12 protein-coding genes and 1 tRNA gene are annotated in these 14,575 nt (G+C 71.8%); 6 read left to right on the top strand and 7 right to left on the bottom strand.

The window, feature by feature from the left end:
- Positions 1–7 precede the first annotated feature (7 nt).
- Positions 8–1,882: a SpoIID/LytB domain-containing protein gene (locus OV207_RS28790; protein ID WP_267558256.1), complete on the bottom strand. Its 1,875-nt coding sequence runs from the start codon at positions 1,880–1,882 to the stop codon at positions 8–10.
- On the opposite strand from OV207_RS28790, the gene OV207_RS28785 reads away from it, so the two are divergent.
- On the top strand, positions 1,881–3,551 hold the full coding sequence (locus OV207_RS28785; protein ID WP_420715270.1) for a right-handed parallel beta-helix repeat-containing protein: 1,671 nt from the start codon (positions 1,881–1,883) through the stop codon (positions 3,549–3,551). The genes OV207_RS28790 and OV207_RS28785 overlap by 2 nt on opposite strands.
- A gap of 82 nt (positions 3,552–3,633) precedes the next feature.
- On the opposite strand, the gene OV207_RS28780 is transcribed toward OV207_RS28785, so the two are convergent.
- Positions 3,634–3,705: transfer RNA gene (locus OV207_RS28780), tRNA-Cys, on the bottom strand.
- A 154-nt stretch (positions 3,706–3,859) separates the two neighbouring features.
- Here OV207_RS28780 and OV207_RS28775 point away from each other — a divergent pair.
- The 4 genes from OV207_RS28775 to fdxA all read left to right on the top strand — a co-directional run bounded on the left by OV207_RS28775 (position 3,860) and on the right by fdxA (position 7,082).
- Positions 3,860–5,011: an acyl-CoA dehydrogenase family protein gene (locus tag OV207_RS28775; RefSeq protein WP_267558253.1), complete on the top strand. Its 1,152-nt coding sequence runs from the start codon at positions 3,860–3,862 to the stop codon at positions 5,009–5,011.
- Between the two features lie 112 nt (positions 5,012–5,123).
- Positions 5,124–5,474: a rhodanese-like domain-containing protein gene (locus OV207_RS28770; protein WP_267558252.1), complete on the top strand. Its 351-nt coding sequence runs from the start codon at positions 5,124–5,126 to the stop codon at positions 5,472–5,474.
- 69 nt (positions 5,475–5,543) lie between these two features.
- The gene (asd, locus tag OV207_RS28765; RefSeq protein ID WP_267558251.1) at positions 5,544–6,632 is read left to right on the top strand and encodes an aspartate-semialdehyde dehydrogenase; all 1,089 of its coding nucleotides are present in this window, start codon (positions 5,544–5,546) and stop codon (positions 6,630–6,632) included.
- 108 nt (positions 6,633–6,740) lie between these two features.
- The gene (fdxA, locus tag OV207_RS28760) at positions 6,741–7,082 is read left to right on the top strand and encodes a ferredoxin FdxA (RefSeq protein ID WP_193429253.1); all 342 of its coding nucleotides are present in this window, start codon (positions 6,741–6,743) and stop codon (positions 7,080–7,082) included.
- Positions 7,083–7,184: 102 nt separating this feature from the next.
- Here fdxA and OV207_RS28755 read toward each other — a convergent pair whose 3' ends face one another.
- On the bottom strand, positions 7,185–8,003 hold the full coding sequence (locus tag OV207_RS28755) for a hypothetical protein (RefSeq protein WP_267558250.1): 819 nt from the start codon (positions 8,001–8,003) through the stop codon (positions 7,185–7,187).
- 145 nt (positions 8,004–8,148) lie between these two features.
- Positions 8,149–9,201, bottom strand: coding sequence for a hypothetical protein (locus OV207_RS28750; protein ID WP_267558248.1), 1,053 nt, complete (start codon positions 9,199–9,201; stop codon positions 8,149–8,151).
- A gap of 297 nt (positions 9,202–9,498) precedes the next feature.
- Between OV207_RS28750 and OV207_RS28745 the strand changes: the two genes are divergently transcribed.
- Positions 9,499–9,978 carry a GNAT family N-acetyltransferase gene (locus OV207_RS28745; protein ID WP_267558247.1) on the top strand — a complete coding sequence of 160 codons (480 nt, stop codon included), beginning with the start codon at positions 9,499–9,501 and terminating at the stop codon, positions 9,976–9,978.
- Positions 9,979–9,990: 12 nt separating this feature from the next.
- On the opposite strand, the gene hrpB is transcribed toward OV207_RS28745, so the two are convergent.
- Genes hrpB through OV207_RS28730 form a run of 3 tightly spaced genes read right to left on the bottom strand, consistent with a single transcriptional unit; the run spans position 9,991 to position 14,545 of the window.
- The gene (hrpB, locus tag OV207_RS28740) at positions 9,991–12,555 is read right to left on the bottom strand and encodes an ATP-dependent helicase HrpB (protein ID WP_267558246.1); all 2,565 of its coding nucleotides are present in this window, start codon (positions 12,553–12,555) and stop codon (positions 9,991–9,993) included.
- A 45-nt stretch (positions 12,556–12,600) separates the two neighbouring features.
- A complete protein-coding gene (locus OV207_RS28735) occupies positions 12,601–13,809 on the bottom strand; it encodes a hypothetical protein (protein WP_267558245.1) in 1,209 nt (402 codons plus the stop codon).
- A 40-nt stretch (positions 13,810–13,849) separates the two neighbouring features.
- On the bottom strand, positions 13,850–14,545 hold the full coding sequence (locus OV207_RS28730) for an HAD family hydrolase (RefSeq protein ID WP_267558243.1): 696 nt from the start codon (positions 14,543–14,545) through the stop codon (positions 13,850–13,852).
- Between the last annotated feature and the right edge of the window lie 30 nt (positions 14,546–14,575).

Below are 14,575 nucleotides of genomic sequence, written 5' to 3'. Positions count from 1 at the left end.
CTTCGTCTCAATAGATGGGCGCGACCTCCGCGCCGTTGAAGTAGTAGCGCAGGATCTCCGGGTAGCGGTGTCCGGCTTCCGCCCGGCCAATGGCGCCTGTCTGACACATGCCCACGCCGTGGCCCCAGCCTCCGCCCCGGAACAGCCACCCGGTGAGGCGGCCCTCGGCGTCCCGCTCGACTTCCACCGTGGCCATGCTGCTGTTGAGCATCCCGAAGAGTCGCCGGATGTTCAGCTCTCCCCGGACCTGGGTGGCGCCCTTCAGGCCGGCCAGCGTGAGCAGCTTCGCCCGGCCGGAGACCCCGCGCTCGGACAGGCTCAGGGCCTGGATGGGCCCCACGCCCAGCTTCTGCGTGAGCGCGTCCACCTGCGCTTGCGTGAAGCGCTTCTCCCACCGGAACTTCGTCGGCTGGGCGAAGCTGGACAGCCGGCACGCGGCGGGCACGTCCGGGGTGGCCAGCCACGCCTTGAGGGAGGACGGCCCCGGCACGCCCGGCGCGGCCTCCAGCAGGTCGGGCCGGCCGCGCAGGCTGGGGTCGGGCGGGCCGCCCCACACCACGTCGTTGTCCTCCGTGTGGCCGCCGCACACGGCGCTGTAGACGGAGTCCACCAGCCGCCCGTCCTTGCTGAACAGGGCCTCGCCCCGGGTGGCCTCCACCGCGGCGGTGGTGCTGGCCGCTTCGCCGGTGCGGCCCCGGTACACGGCGCAGTGCTGCTCCGAGCACAGCAGGTAGGGGTCCGCCAGGTGCTTGATGCCCACCTTCGCCAGCACCTCGCCCCGCGCGGTGACGGCCTGCGCCTTGAGCGCCTCCGGGTGCGCGCGCGCGAAGATTTCGGAGGGCACCAGGCCCTTGAGCAGGTCCTCCAGCGGCACGACGTTCACCACCGCGAGCTTGCCGCTCCGGTCCGCCGCGAACTGGAGCGCGCCCCGGAAGGCGCGGTCCTCGAAGGCGTGGAAGTCGTAGCCCACGCCGTACTCCACCTGCCGCACGTCGAAGCCGCTGCCGTCCGGCGTCTCCGCGTCCAGCCGGTCCTGGGCCAGGCCCACCACCGCGTCGTTTTCGTCCTTCACCTCGAGGATGGCGCTCGACGGCTTGCGGACCTCCTCGAAGAGGGTGGTGCGCAGGCCGAAGCGGCGCAGCAACTCCGCCTGCTCCCGCGCCGCCGCCTCGGGCGTGAGCGCCTCTTCGGTCAGCAGCAGGTAGCGCCGGTTGTCGATGACCTTCCCCGCGATGCCGTACACCGAGCCCAGCGTGTGCGTGCGCACCGCCACGCCCCGCGCGCGCCACGTCTCCTGCGCCTCCTGGAGGCCCGCCTTGTCCGCGAACCGGAACTCCCCCAACTGCAGCCGCGCGCTCCACTGCGCGGGTTCGCCCTGCGTCACCCGCACCGTCCACCGGGAGCCCGCGGGCGCATCCAGCATCTTGTCGCCCGGCCCGCCGAAGCGCAGGCGCATCCGGCCGCGCGGCGAGAACGTCACCACGTCCCGCCCCTCCATGAGCTTGATGGGCAGCTGGGGCTCGCCGTTGCGGAAGTCCAGGCGCTTCAGGTCCTGCGGCCCGGGCAGCCCGGAGGTGAGCGGATCCAGCAGCGGGGCGCCCGCGTCCGGGAGCGCCACGCCCGCGTCGGCGGGGCTCGCGCTCGTGGAGACCTCTGGCTCGCCCAGTCCCTGGGTCCGGGGCTCGGGAAGCGGGGTGGGCGCCGACGTGGCACAGGAGGCGAGCAGCAGGGCGGTCAGGAGGAGGACGGCTTTGGACACGGCGGCGGCACCGTAGCCGCCGCGCGGTCGGGCGTCACGGTCCTCCCTTCCCCTGCGGCGCGTCTGGCCCGGGATGACCGGCAGTGAATAGAACGGCCGACGCCGTGCGTTGCCCCTGTTCATGCGAATTCACGGAGGCAACGGCTTGACGAAGCGAAACACCCTGGTGACCTCCCTGGCTGCCTGCGCCCTGGCCCTGACCCTCGGCGCCTGCGGTGGCGGCTCGGGCGGCTCCTCCGACCCTTCGGGCTCGGGCTCCTCTCAGACGCCTGCCCCCAACGCCAAGGGTCCCACCATCGAGAAGACGCCCACGGCCCCGGGCAAGGCACCCCCCATCGGCGTGCAGCCGGTGGCCAACACGCCTGCCGCCCAGATGCCGGCGCACCCGGACCATGCCCCCATCGCGGAGCCCGGCCCCCAGCCCGCAGTCAACGCCAAGGCGATGACCGCCACCGAGCCGGCGGCCCCCCGCCACGAGTGGGTGGTGTCCCCCAACGGCAACGACAGCGCCGAGGGGACGGAGGCCGCGCCGCTGCGCACCATCGCCATGGCGGTGGGCAAGGCGGCTCCTGGCGACCGCATCCGCGTGCTGGCGGGCACCTACGCCGAACGCGTCGTCCTGGGGGAGAACGTCAAGGCGGGCACCCCGGAGGCGAAGATCACCCTCCAGGGCGAGGGCCGCCCGAAGCTCACGCCGGGCAGCGGCTCGGGCGCGCTCGTGCAGGTGCGCCGGCCCCACTGGATCCTCGACGGCTTCGACATCGACGTGCAGTCGCAGCCCATCTTCGGCGTCGCCTTCGAAGGTGACGTGCAGGGCACGGTGCTGGCCAATTCGGAGCTGCACCACGGGACGGGTGGGGCGGGCATCACGACGTTCAACAACGCCCGGGGCGCCACCATCGAGAACAACAACATCCACGACTTCGTGCGGACCACCGGCAACCAGGACTCGCACGGCATCGTCGTGCAGGCGGCGTCCTACGACGTGACGGTGCGCAACAACGACATCCACGGCAACTCCGGTGACTCCGTGCAGTGCCTGGGGCCGGAGGGCGTCAGCGCGCTGCCGCCCGCCACGGGCCTCCTGGTGGAGAACAACCACCTGTTCGGCAACCGCGAGAACGCCGTGGACATCAAGACGTGCCACGACGTCACCATCCGCAACAACCGGATGCACGGCTTCGTGCAGTCCGCCACGGCCCGGGGCGAAGCGCTGGTCATCCACTACTCCGCGAAGAACGTGCTGGTGGAGGACAACGAGGTGTACGACGCCTCCAAGGGCATCGCCGTGGGCGGCAACCACGAGGGCCCGGTGCCCCAGGCCATCGTCGTGCGTGGCAACCGCGTGCACGACATCACCGACGCGGGCGGCGGCGAGGGCACCGCCATCCGCCTGGAGAACTCCAAGGGCACGGTGGTGGCGAACAACACCGTCACCCGCGCGAAGTCCGCCATCATGCTGGGCCACGGCACCGGAGGCCCCACCGAGTCGCTCCGCGTGGAGAACAACCTCGTGGACGCCCCCATCGCCGTGGACGTGGGCGGCCAGGCCCCCGGCCTGAAGATGGGCTCCAACCTCTACCCGGCGGGTGCCCAGTTCAAGCACAACGGGCAGCTCGTGGCCCTGGACGCCTTCAAGGCCGCCACCGGGGACGCGACCTCCACGGGAGGGGACGTGGCCGTGTCGGACGTGTTCGCCCCGTCGCCCGCCGCCCAGGACAAGGGCCTGGACGTGGGCCAGCCCTTCTGCGGCGCGGCCCCGGACATCGGCGCGGTGGAGCTGGGCTGCTAGGCCCACCCCCAGCGCGCCCCCGGACGGGAAAAACAGAAGGCCCGATGCGGAAGTGGCTTCCGCATCGGGCCTTTGTCTGTTGAGGCGCCACCCGGATTCGAACCGGGGAATGAAGGTTTTGCAGACCTTTGCCTTACCACTTGGCTATGGCGCCGGAAGTGATTGGGGCCGGGTTTATACGCAGCCCCGGAGGATTCGGTCAAGGAAGCAACACGGCCCAGCCTCGCTTCTCGTCCCGGTAGCATGCGGCGCGGGGCGTCAGGCCCTGCCGGGCGTAGCCCGGGAAACCCAAGGGGACGGAAAACACGATGCTTCATGGTCACGGAGTCTTCCTGGAGGAGCACGAAGCCTTCCGCCGCACGGTGCGGGCGGTGGTGGACAAGGAGCTGCGCCCCTTCGCGGCGGAGTGGGAGGACCGTGAGGAGTTCCCCCGTGAAATCTTCCGCCGCTTTGGCGAGCTGGGCTTCCTGGGCCTGAAGTACCCGGAGGCCTTCGGGGGCACGGCCGCCGGTGAGCTCTACGAGGCGGTGCTCCTGGAGGAGCTGGGCCGGTGCGGCTCCGGCGGCGTGGCGGCCGGCCTGGCGGCGCAGTTCACCATCTCCACCGGGCCCCTGCACCTGTTCGGCACGGAGGCCCAGAAGCAGCGCTGGCTGGCCCCGGCCACCCGGGGGGAGAAGATTGGCGCCCTGGGCATCAGCGAACCCGACGCCGGCTCGGACGTCGCGGGCCTGCGGACCACGGCCCGGCGCGAGGGCGACCACTACGTCGTCAACGGCTCCAAGACGTACATCACCAACGGCGTGCGCGCGGACTTCGTGGTGCTGGCGGTGAAGACCGACCCCACCCGGGGCCACAAGGGCCTGTCCATGCTCGTCGTGGAGCGGGGCACCCCCGGCTTCAGCGTGGGCCGCAAGCTCCAGAAGGTGGGCTGGCGCGCGTCGGACACGGCGGAGCTCTTCTTCGAGGACTGCCGCGTGCCGGCGGAGAACCTGCTGGGAGTGGAGGGGCAGGGCTTCTCGCAGATCATGGGCAACTTCCAGTGGGAGCGCCTGTCGCTCGCCCTGGGCGCGGTGGGCGCCATGGACGACATGCTGGAGACGGTGCTCGAGCACGTGAAGTCGCGCCGCGCCTTCGGCCAGACGCTGGGGCAGTTCCAGGTCATCCGCCACAAGCTCGCGGACCTCTACACGGCCCGCGAATGCGCGCGTCAGCTCACCTACCACGCGCTGCGCCTGCACGTGGCGGGCGAGTACGCCGTCGCGCAGACCTCCATGGCCAAGAAGGTGGCCACCGAGACGTGCTGCCGCGTGGCCGACGAGTGCCTCCAGCTCCACGGGGGCGCCGGCTACATGATGGAGTACGACATCCAGCGCCACTGGCGTGACGCGCGGCTGGGCCCCATTGGCGGCGGCACCAGCGAGGTGATGAACGAGATCATCGCCAAGCAGCTCGGGCTCTGAACCCGGAGCCCCCGGCATGGCCCGCGGGGGCAGGCGGGCAGGCAGGCGGGAAGAGGGGGCCCCACCCCGAAGGTTCATGTTCGAAGGAACATGTCGCCTCGGGGAGGCCCCGGTGGAGCCCACCATCATTTGCGATGAGTTGTTCATGCGCCTGGGGGACGAGGATGTGCTCGTCCTGGATTGTCGGGACGCGATGGACTGGGAGCGGTTCGAGGTCCACATCCCCGGTGCGCTGCGCATGACGGCCTCGGAGATCGCCCGCGACCTGGCGATGCTGCCGGACGACGAACTCATCGTCCTGTGCGGCACCACCCAGGACTGTGCCGACATCCGCCGCATCTGCCGCGTGCTGAGACTCCGGGGGCGCAACGCCGTCTGTCTCACCGGGGGGCTCCACGCCTGGGTGACGGGGGGCTATCCCACCGAACGCCACACGCGCCCCCAGCACCACGCCCACCGCTGAGCGGTGGATGCGGTGCGTCGTGAAACGGTGTAAGGAGCGGCCTTCCGCCCCCACCGGAGACCCTCCACGATGGCCAAGCTTCGCGCGGTACTCATTGGCGCCACCGGACTCGCGGGCCAGCAGTTCATCGCGGCCCTGAAGGACCACCCGCTCATCGCGCTGACGGGGCTCGCGGCCTCGCCCCGCTCCGCCGGCAAGACCTACGGGGAGGCCCTGCGCGCCTCCAACGGCATGCAGGCCTGGTTCGTCCCGGAGCCGCTGCCGGAAGCCATCGCCCGGATGACCGTGCTCAGCGGGGACGCGGTGCAGGCGAGGGACTACGACATCGCCTTCTCCGCCGTGGAGGCGGACGTGGCGCGGGAGCTGGAGCCCCGGCTCGCCCGCGACATCCCGGTGTTCTCCGCCGCGAGCGCCTTCCGCTACGACGACGACGTGCCCCTGCTCATCCCCCCCGTCAACGCGGGCCACGCGCCGCTCATCCAGGCGCAGCGCAAGCAGCGCGGCTGGAAGGGCTTCATCGTCCCCATCCCCAACTGCACCACCACCGGCCTCGCCGTGACGCTGGCCCCCCTGGCGGAACGCTTCGGCGTGAAGGCCGTGCTGATGACCAGCCTCCAGGCCATGTCCGGCGCGGGCCGCTCGCCCGGCGTCATCGGTCTGGACATCCTCGACAACGTCGTGCCCTACATCCCCAAGGAGGAGCACAAGGTCGAGGTCGAGACGAAGAAGATCCTCGGGTCGCTGGATGCCGCGGGCGCGGCGCTCACCCCGCACGACGTGCGCGTCTCCTGCACCTGCACCCGGGTGGCCGTCCTGGAAGGCCACACCGAGTCCGTCTTCGTGTCGCTCGGCAAGAAGGCCACCGTGGCGGAGGTCGCCCAGGCCATGCGCGAGTGGAAGGGGGCCGAGGTTGCGAGCGCCCTGCCGTCCGCTCCGCCCCGGTGGATTGAAGTGCTGGACGACCCCTTCCGTCCCCAGCCCCGCATGGACCGGGATACCCACGGGGGTATGGCCACCACGGTGGGCCGCATCCGCGAGGATGGGGTGCTGGAGAACGGCTTCAAGTACGTGCTCGTCTCCCACAACACGAAGATGGGGGCCGCGAAGGGCGCCATCCTCGTGGCGGAGTTGCTGCAAGCGCAGGGCTTGCTGGGCTGACAGGGGAAGGTGGCCGGGGAGAGCCCTAAATTCAGGATGCCACCCCGGCCGCAACCATCTACTGTGCGCGGCCACGGACGCGCGGAAATCCGCACTGAGGAGTTTTAAATGGCCTACGTCGTCGCCGAGCCTTGCATCAAGTGCAAGTACACCGACTGTGTCGAGGTGTGCCCGGTCAACTGTTTCTATGAGGGTGCGAACTTCCTGGTGATCCACCCGGACGAGTGCATCGACTGCGGCGCTTGCGAGCCCGTCTGCCCGACCAAGGCGATCTTCCCCGAGTCGGAGCTGCCCGCCCAGTGGAAGGAGTACCAGGCGCTCAACACGGACCTCTCCGGCAAGTGGCCGAACATCGCGGAGAAGAAGGCGCCCCTGCCCGAGGCCGAGGAGTACAAGGACAAGACGGGCAAGCGCGCCGAACTGAGCACGGCTCCCGGCGCGAAGAAGTAGGGCGCCACCCCGCTCGAGTGCGCCCGTGGCGGTGAAGGCCCTTGCGCCCCCGGCGTGAGGGCCTTCGTCATTCGTGGCGACCGGCCGGGACATGCCGCGCGCTCACTCCGCCCGGAGGACGCTGAGTCGCAGGCCCCGGGCCTCCAGCGCGTCCCGCAGCCGCGTGACATCCTCCGTGGGCAGGGGGCCGTGGCGCCCCTGGATGCGCAGCGCCACCTCGCGGGGGCCGGTGCGCTCCACCTCCACGGTGGCCTCCAGCGCGCCCCGCAGGCTCAGGCCCAGCGCCGGTCGCTGCGACTTCACGAAGACCTCGATCTTCTCGATGAGGGCCAGCGTGGACTCGACCTGCGCGACGGGCGTGTCGGACGCACCGGCGCTCCCGGAGGGCCCTGCCGTCAGGTTCCGGGCCTCGGTGGAAGCGGTTCGCGCGGCGCCCTCGCCGGGGCTGTCCGCGCGCGCGTGGGAGGGCGGAACGGGGGGCGGGGCGGGGCGGGGTTCGGCGCGGAACGAGCGCTCCAGCTCGCGGGCAATCAACTCCGAGGCCCGGTGCGAGGCCTGCTCCCGGCCCTCGACCTGGGCCTCGTGGCGCACGGTGCCCAGTCGCTGGGTCTCCATGTGCATGCCCTGGCGCGCCTGGCGGAGGGTCTCCGGGCTTCCGAGCGCGCTGCGGGCGGTCGAGACGACGGAGGCCAGGGCCCGGGCGGACGGGATGCGCGCCGTCAGGCCCGTGGTGCCTGGAGGAAGGGTGGGGCGGGAGCCTGGCGGCCTGCCCACGGCCACCGTTCCGGGCGGGGGGAGGGACCCGGGAGGACCCCGGGGACCGCGGCGTTGGGACGTCTGCTGGAGGACCTGCTGGAACGCCTCCTTCTCCGGGGGGACCTTCTCGTGTCCGGAAGGGGCGTCCTGACCTTCGACCTTCATGGCGTGCCTCGCGCGACAGGGGTGCGCGGGCAGGAGCAGCGGCCGTGCCACCCTGGCGGGGCCCCGTCACGAGGGGCGGACCTTCAGGGCGGGGGCCCGGAGGGTGCCGCCTCCGGGATGGGCGTGCGGGGCGCGGGACGCCTGCTCAGCGCTTGCCGCCGAAGCCGCCCGGCTGGACGGGCGCGGTGCCCGTCAGGTCGTTGAACGCGAGCGGGCAGGCCGCCACGGCGGCGGGGTCCGCCAGCGCGGCATTCTGGGTCCAGTCCCGGTCCTGGAACAGGAGCGCGTCGCGCACCTCCAGCTCCTTGAGCGCCTTGCGGTACTCCCAGAAGCGGCCGCGCAGCAGCACGCGCGAGCCCTTCGGAAGCTGCGCCAGGTCCAGGTACTGCGACTCCTTCAGCCGCGCCGTGATGGTCACCGCCGGGCGCACCTTGGGCTTGCCGTAGGTCAGCCCGCTGAGCGGACCGTCATGGGTGGGATCCGGCAGGTAGTAGACGAGCCGGGCGACGAGCGCGGGCGGCTCCGGAGGCGGGGCGTTGCGGCCCTTCTTCTTCTTGGGCTTCTCCAGCTTCGCGTCGATGAACTCCAGCCCTCCGAAGCCCACTTCCTTGTCCAGGTAGTCGTCGCGGAACTTCGCATCCGCCACGCTGGCGGCCATGGTGTTGGCCTTGAGGACCTCCACGTCGTAGCGCTCCAGGATGGCGGGCAGCGTGAAGAAGAAGCTGTCCACGGGCTTCACGCCATCCGCGATGAAGCGCAGCTTGCCCACGTCGAGCGGCGGGTAGTACGGCGCAAGCGCCACCGCGGTCTGCAGCCACTCCGCCGGCAGCTTCTTGTCGATGAGCACCCGGCGCATCATCGACACCAGGAACATGCTGGCCGGGAAGCGCGGGGTGGACAGCTGCGTGTTCAGGGTCTGGATCAGCGCCGGATCCACGAAGAAGTTCTCGTCGCGCTTGTGCAGGAACGGCCCGGATTCGCCCACGATGGTGAGCAGCGCGCCCACGAGCTGCGCGCAGCCCGCGTCGGGCGTGCCGGTGTTGAGGGCCTGGTACACGCGCGAGCGGAGGAACCGCTTGTCCATGTCCGCTTCGCGGAACACGGGCGGCTCACCCGTTCCGAAGAAGAACTCCTTCTGGGCGAGAGCGGGAGTCGACAGCAGGCTCAGGGACAGGGCGAGGAGGGCTTGAGAACGCATCGTCCTGGACCCTACCACGCCCTCCCCGGTGTGATCCTCCCCCGAGCGCGTCCGCGCATGCTCCGCGTGAAGGTCGCGGAGCGCCATCCGACGCAGGGGGTATTGCAACCGGATGACCCGACGCGGCGGGGCTTCCGTGACTTGCGGCGTCCGCTCCCAGGGGGCAGGGGACGGAGCGGCCGCGCGGGAGGCGTGCCGGGGCGGAGTCGACCTTGTCCCAGGGCGCGGACTTCTCGTGGGACCGCGTCTTTTTCCGCCTGTTGGCGGCGCGGCCTTTTGTGTACCTTGCCCGGCGATATGCCGACGCCTCCCGAGACCACCCCGGCACCCGTCACCATCGCCCAGATCAAGGGCGAGGCGGAGCTCATGCAGGCCCTCGCCATCCGCGAGGTGGTGTTCATCGAGGAACAGCACGTTCCCGAAGGCATCGAGCGCGACGCCGAGGACGCGCAGGCGTACCACGTCCTCGCGTACCAGGGCGGCCACGCCATTGGCACCGGCCGGCTGGTGAAGCTGCCGGAGCCTCCCGCGGGACAGACCGGGACGTGGGGTCAGATTGGCCGCATGGCGGTGCTCCAGGCGCACCGAAAGTCGCGCGTGGGCTCGCTGCTGCTGACGACGCTGGAGGACGAGGCGCGCCGCCGCAACGTGACCGGCATCATGCTGCACGCGCAGCTCTACGCGCTCGACTTCTACAAGAAGCACGGCTACCAGCCGGTGGGCGCCGTCTTCGACGAGGCCGGCATCGACCACCTGGAGATGCACAAGCGGCTGTAGTCGCGGGGGCTGTCAGCGCCTGGGAGGACGGGGCGCGGGCGGCTCGGCGTGGCGCGGATCCTCGGGCCACGAGTGCCGGGGGTACTTGCGGCACAGCTCCTTGCGGATCGCCGGGTAGTGACGCTCCCAGAAGCCCGCCAGGTCGGTCGTCACCTGCACGGCGCGCATGTTGGGGGCCAGCAGGTGCAGCACCAGCGGCACGCGGCCCGCGCCCACGCTGGGCCCCTGCGCCATCCCGAAGAAGTCCTGCAGCCGTGACTCCACCCAGGGCGGCTTGCCCGGCTCGTAGTGCACCTTCACGCCGCGCCCGCCGGGCAGGGTGACGCGCTCAGGGGCGTGGTTCGACAGCAGGCGTTGCTGCTCCTGCGTGAGGCGCGTGTAGAGCGCGTCCAGCAGCGACACGCCCTCCAGGTCGGAGAAGCTGCGCGCGCCCACGCACAGGGACGCCAGCGCATCGCGCAGGAAGGGGGCGTCCACGGTGGGGAAGCCCGCTTCGGGGAAGGCCTTGGCCAGCAGCGCCACGCGGGTGCGCCATTGCTCCAGCGCCTCGGGCTCCGCGAAGCGCTCCGGGCCCGCGGCGAGCGCCGCCTCTGCCAGCACGCGCGCGGCTGCCTCGGAGGGCGGGGCGGGGGTGCGCGTCTCCTCCAGCATGAGGTTGCCGTACGCCAACCGGGTGAGGCGCTCCACGCGGCGCGCGTCCGGGTTCCACTGGAGGGTGTCCACCTCCTCCAGCGCGTCGGGGTAGAGGTCCAACAGCCACTCGGCCTCCACCGCGCTGGCCAGCCGCACGACGGCGCCTCGGCCGGGGCGCTCCTCGGCGTCCACGGCGACCATCAGCTCCGCGTCCTGGACGACGCTGAACTCGGACAGGCTGGTGGTGCCGCCGCCGAACATGAGCAGCTCGGGGGAGCGGGGCCGCCGCCTGCGGGCCACGCGGTCCGGGTAGCCGGCGAGCACGCTGAGCATCAGGGCCTGCTCCACGTCCTCCGGGCGCCCGGGACGCGAGCCCTGCTCCCGCACGTTGCGCCGCAGCTGCTTCTGCACGCGCTCCACGGACTGCACCGCGCCCGCGTCCAGGGAGAGCGACTGCATGCGGCCGGAGGAGAAGCCCGAACGTCCGGCTTCGCGGAAGCGCTCCAGCAGCTCCAGCAGGTCGGAGGGGCCGCTGACGATGGCGGCCGCGCGTCCTCCGCCTCCCAGGTTGGCGCGGGCCTCGCGGCGGATGTCCCGCTCACCCATGAGGGCCGCGAGCAGCGCGGCATCCGCGCCCACGCCCCGGCGTTCACCTTCGACGATGACGCGGGCCTGTCGCGGGTGGACGGGGAAGCGCAGCAGCCGCTGGCCCACGTCCGTCACCTTGCCCTGGGCGTCCACGGCGCCCAGCCGGCGCAGCAGTGTCTCCGCGGCCTCCATCGCGGGCGCGGGCGGCGCTTCGAAGAAGGGGAACGCGGCCAGGTCCTTCACGCCCGAGGCGCGCAGCGACAGCACGGTCTCTGCCAGGTCGGTGCGGCGGATCTCCGGGGCTTCCTGATCCGGCCGCCCGTCGAAGTCGTGCTGGGTGTAGAGGCGCACGCAGTGGCCCGCGCGCGTGCGGCCCGCTCGACCGGCGCGCTGGGTGGCGGAGGCCCGGCTCACCTTGCCCAGCTTGAGCTGCGGCAGTCCGGACCAGGGCGAATGGGACGCCACGCGCGCAAGGCCGCTGTCGATGACGACCGCGACCCCGTCGATGGTGACGGAGGTCTCCGCGACGTTGGTGGACAGGATGATCTTCCGCCGCGAGCTGCGGCGCACGGCGCGGTCCTGCTCGGCGGGGGACAGGTCGCCATGCAGGGGCAGCACGTCGGCGTCGTGGCGTTCGGCGAACTCCGCGCAGGTGTCGCGCGCGCGGCGGATCTCCCCCGCGCCGGGAAGGAACACGAGCACGTCGCCGTCGACGCCCTGGGTGAACAGGCGCTTGAGCGCGGAGAGCACCTGTTGATCCAGGTGCCGCTCGTCCGGGGCGGAGAGGTATTCGACGCTCACGTCGAACCGGCGCCCCTCGGAGCGCAGCGAAGGCGCGCCGCCCAGGTACGCGCGGACGGGCTCGGCCTCCAGGGTGGCGGACATGACGACGAGCTTGAGGTCGGGTCGGGCCGTCTCCTGGAGCCTGCGCAAGAGCGCGAGCGAGATGTCCGCGGACAGGTGCCGCTCGTGGAACTCGTCGAGCACGACGATGCCCACGTCGCGCAGGGTGGGGTCGGTGAGCAGCCGTCGTCCGAGCACGCCCTCGGTGACGAAGGACATGCGCGTCTTGGGGCCGCGCACGTCCTCGAAGCGGACCTGGTAGCCAACGGTCTCGCCCACGCGCTCGCCAAGCTCCTCGGACACGCGCTGCGCGGCGAGCCGGGTGGGAAGCCGCCGGGGCTGGAGCACGACGATCTCCTTTCCCTGACCCAGGCCGGCCTCCAGGAGCGCCCGGGGCACGCGCGTCGTCTTTCCCGCGCCGGGAGGGGCTTCCAGCACGAGCGACCGCGCGCTCCGAAGCGTGGAGACGATGTCGGGCAGGAGGGGATCGATAGGGAGGGCGACGTCCGCCATGTCCGGGTTCCTCTTCACGGCGGGGGACTCACCGCGCGTCGGGTTTCAGGGCGTCCCTGTCTCGGACGGGTCGGTCTTCTTGCGGCGGCGGGGGCGGACGGCCTCCGGTGCTCCGGAAGCATCCTGCTCCGGAACCGGAGGGCTCTCCGCCGGAGAGGCCACGGCCCCGCTGTTCTTCGGAGGCCGGCCTCGACGCGCGGGGGGCCGCGCCGCGACGGGCTCCGCATCCGGAAGGTCCTCCGCGCCGGGGGCCGGGGCGGTGGTCTCCAGCGTCGGGTCCGCGGAAGCCTCCTCCGCGCCACCCTGGGCCGGAACTTCCTCCTCGGATGCCGCGGCCTGAGCATTCCGCCGACCCCTGCGTGTCGCTGGCGGAGCAGAGGGCGCTTCGGCTTCCTCGGGCGTGTGGTCCCCCTGCGCTTCGGCCGCCTCCGTGTCATCCGCCGCCGCGTCATCTTCCCCGGGCGCCGCGTCCTCCGGACTATCGATCGAGTCGTCCTGCGCGGAGTCCACTTCGTCCCCGTACGGATCAAACCCGTCCTCGGCGGAGAGGGCGAGCGAACGGCCCGCGCGCTTCCGGGGCTTGAGGGTGAGGCCCGCGGCCTCGAAGACCCCCGGCACGGGGACGAGCGCGGCCTCGGCGAGCAGCCGTCCCTGCCGCAACGCCACGTCCAGTCGCCGCCCCAGCGCCACCAGGGACTCGCGCAGCGCGGCCTCTTCCTCCGGGGGCAGCGGGGTGGGGGACAGGCTCGCGTTCCACGCGGCGAACGTCGAAGCCACCAGCTCCACGACGGGGCGCACCATCGCGAAGTCGTCGCGGGAGAAGATGCGGGTGACGTAGGAGCTCTTGAACCGGCGCTCGTAGGAGGACGCGTACTCGTTCACGAGCTCGACGGGGGCCCGCCGCAGCTGGGGGAACTTGAGGTGCGGGAAGAGGGCCTCGATGACCGGGGCCCGGCTGCTGGCGGTGAAGGTGATGCCGGCGTGCAGCTTCTCCAGCGCATCCACCCACCGGCCCTGCTGATCGAACGAGAACTCCTCGCGGGCCTCGTCCAGTTCGGGCAGGTCCTTCACCTGCTCCAACAGACGGGGCGCCGGCTCCCGGGCCTCGCGCAGCCGCTCCAGCGCGGAGGCAAGCCACTGCTTCTCGGCCTCCAGCCCCGGCCTGCCGACGACCATCTCCTCCGCCGTGGCGAGTCGGGCCTCGAAGGCCTCGGCGAAGCGGATCAGCTCATAGGATTCGAGCGTGGACGACATGCGTGGACTCCTCGGAGGGGCGGCGGGAGATAGCACACCTTCACCGGCCGACGAGCAGGGCCTCCATGGCTTCGGGGGCGGAGAAATCCGCGAAGGCCCACTCGGCGCCGGCATCGCGCAGCGCCTGGGGCGTGAAGTTGCCCGTGCCGACGCCAATCGTCTCCGCGCCAATGCCCTTGGCGGCCTCGACGTCCTTGGGCGTGTCGCCGATGATCACCACCCGGCACGCCTCCAGGGGCTGGCCCAACTGCGCCGCCCCGGCCTGGGCGCCGTGACGGATGAGGGCCACGCGGTCCTCGAAGTCGCACCCGAAGCCGCCGAAGGCGAACTGATCATGGATGCGCACGCGCTCCAGCTTCACCCGGGCGCCCGCGCGCACGTTGCCGGTGCCCAGCCCCACGGCGAAGCCCGACCGGGAGCGCGCCTCCAGCACGGCCTCGCGCATGCCGGGGTGCACGCGGTACTCGCGCTCATCGACCTTCGGAACCTCCTCGGCCAGGTGGGCGACGTACGCGTCGACGACCGCGCTGATGGTCTCCTCGGAGACCGGCACGCCGATGATGCCCAGCGCCTTGCGGACGATGGCCCGGTCCGTCATGCCGGACATGCTGAAGCTGTCGCACGCGTCGCGGCGCCGGTGGAGCCGCTCGAAGGCCAGGGCCATGGAGCGACGCCCCGCGCCGCCAGTGGTGACGAGGGTGCCATCGATGTCGAAGAGGAGGACGGTGGGGCGCATGGCCCCTCATCTAACGGAAGGCCCCGCCCG

Source organism: Corallococcus sp. BB11-1 (assembly GCF_026626625.1).
Taxonomy (GTDB): domain Bacteria; phylum Myxococcota; class Myxococcia; order Myxococcales; family Myxococcaceae; genus Corallococcus; species Corallococcus soli.
This window is presented reverse-complemented; position numbering and strand designations above follow the sequence as displayed.

Bases quoted from the DNA above. Each gene is read 5' to 3' on its own strand.
- OV207_RS28785 (WP_420715270.1), top strand. From the start codon at position 1,881: ATGCGAATTCACGGAGGCAACGGCTTGACGAAGCGAAACACCCTGGTG.
- OV207_RS28790 (WP_267558256.1), bottom strand. From the start codon at position 1,882: ATGAACAGGGGCAACGCACGGCGTCGGCCGTTCTATTCACTGCCGGTC.
- OV207_RS28775 (WP_267558253.1), top strand. From the start codon at position 3,860: ATGCTTCATGGTCACGGAGTCTTCCTGGAGGAGCACGAAGCCTTCCGC.
- asd (WP_267558251.1), top strand. From the start codon at position 5,544: ATGGCCAAGCTTCGCGCGGTACTCATTGGCGCCACCGGACTCGCGGGC.
- fdxA (WP_193429253.1), top strand. From the start codon at position 6,741: ATGGCCTACGTCGTCGCCGAGCCTTGCATCAAGTGCAAGTACACCGAC.
- OV207_RS28755 (WP_267558250.1), bottom strand. From the start codon at position 8,003: ATGAAGGTCGAAGGTCAGGACGCCCCTTCCGGACACGAGAAGGTCCCC.
- OV207_RS28750 (WP_267558248.1), bottom strand. From the start codon at position 9,201: ATGCGTTCTCAAGCCCTCCTCGCCCTGTCCCTGAGCCTGCTGTCGACT.
- OV207_RS28745 (WP_267558247.1), top strand. From the start codon at position 9,499: ATGCCGACGCCTCCCGAGACCACCCCGGCACCCGTCACCATCGCCCAG.
- hrpB (WP_267558246.1), bottom strand. From the start codon at position 12,555: ATGGCGGACGTCGCCCTCCCTATCGATCCCCTCCTGCCCGACATCGTC.
- OV207_RS28735 (WP_267558245.1), bottom strand. From the start codon at position 13,809: ATGTCGTCCACGCTCGAATCCTATGAGCTGATCCGCTTCGCCGAGGCC.
- OV207_RS28730 (WP_267558243.1), bottom strand. From the start codon at position 14,545: ATGCGCCCCACCGTCCTCCTCTTCGACATCGATGGCACCCTCGTCACC.